The organism is Peribacillus sp. NPDC056705 (genome assembly GCF_043656335.1).
In genome coordinates, this window is record NZ_JBHTYI010000211.1 from 1 (window position 1) to 1,291 (window position 1,291).

The 1,291-nt window shown below is 53.2% G+C and carries 1 protein-coding gene and 1 pseudogene; both read left to right on the top strand.

The window, feature by feature from the left end; genetic code table 11:
- Nucleotides 1-784 (top strand): ABC transporter substrate-binding protein (locus tag ACFRAK_RS29000; RefSeq protein WP_394573199.1); only part of this gene is annotated, 784 nt, incomplete at its 5' end.
- 142 nt (nucleotides 785-926) lie between these two features.
- Nucleotides 927-1,291 (top strand): annotated as a pseudogene (locus ACFRAK_RS29005) (sensor histidine kinase); the annotation flags it as partial.

The window sequence follows — 1,291 nt, forward strand, 5'->3', positions numbered from 1 at the left end:
TTTAGGCTTCCCTCCGGTCGGAGTCAAAACCGACGATGGTTCGCGCACGGTCGTATCTGTGCTCGAACAGCCAGACGTCATGACTAATCTAAAACTACTGCACAGCTGGTATAAGGACGGCATCATTAACCCGGACGCGCCAACGAAGACGGAGAACGACAAAGGGCGACCATTCTTCGCGGCCCAGGCCTTCCCCGGAGCGGAGGTCAGTTGGCAGATCAACGACGCTGTCGAGAAATACAACATGGTCCAGCATTTCGGGCCGATTTATACGACCAGCACGATTCAGGGCTCGCTGAACGCCATCTCCGCGAATTCCAAATACAAGGCGGAAGCGCTGAAATACCTGGAACTCGTCAACACGGATCCGACACTACGTAACATGCTGGCCTTCGGCGAGCTGGGCGTGGACTACAACCTCGTTGACGGCGAAAAGGTGATCGAGCGCACCTCCGATACTTGGCCGCTGGCTGCTTATTCGCAAGCCACGTTCTTCAATCTGGCGGTGACCAAGGGCGCGCCGGAGGATCAATGGGATCAGGTCAAGAAGCTGAACGATGCAGCCACCTCCTCTGCCGTGCTCGGCTTCGCGCTGGACATCAGCGAGTTGCAGACCGAGGTCGCGAATTGCCAAGCCGTGTGGGATAAATACAAGTATGAGCTCATCACGGGTGCGTCCGACCCGGAAGCCATGATTCCGAGGATTACGGCTGAGCTGAAATCGGCCGGCATGGACACGATCATCCAAGCCGCTCAAGAGCAAATCAACAATTACTTTAAATAATTGCTTCAATCCCTGCGCATCCCTTTACGAGTCACTCTGAAGGGATGCTTTTCCCTTCTTCTCTATGAAGCCGGAGTTTTACATGATACATTGAGTAATAACAAGGATAAAGCTGACGATCTGCTCACAAAAGAGGTGTCCCATGGGCTCTTTCTTACAAATCAAAATTTACCGCCATAAATTCATCGCTTACGTTGTCTTCGTTGTGGCAATCGGCTTGGCGCTGGGCACGCTCACTTGCGCCATGCTCATCAATCAGTGGATCAGCGATGCCCGTTTTCAAGCGGCAAGTGCCTTTGCGCGCATCGAGAATGAATTGCAGTATGACGCCGATCGGATCGAAGCTTACATGCAGCGCATCTACGCTACGCCGGGGCTGATGAAGGACGCGAGAAGCTTCTTGAGCCATACCGCTGAGGAATACTTGACTCGCAGATTGCACAACAGCCATTTCTCGCTCCCGCTCGTATCCTTCCCGGAGGATGTAAAGACGTATTTATACAGCTG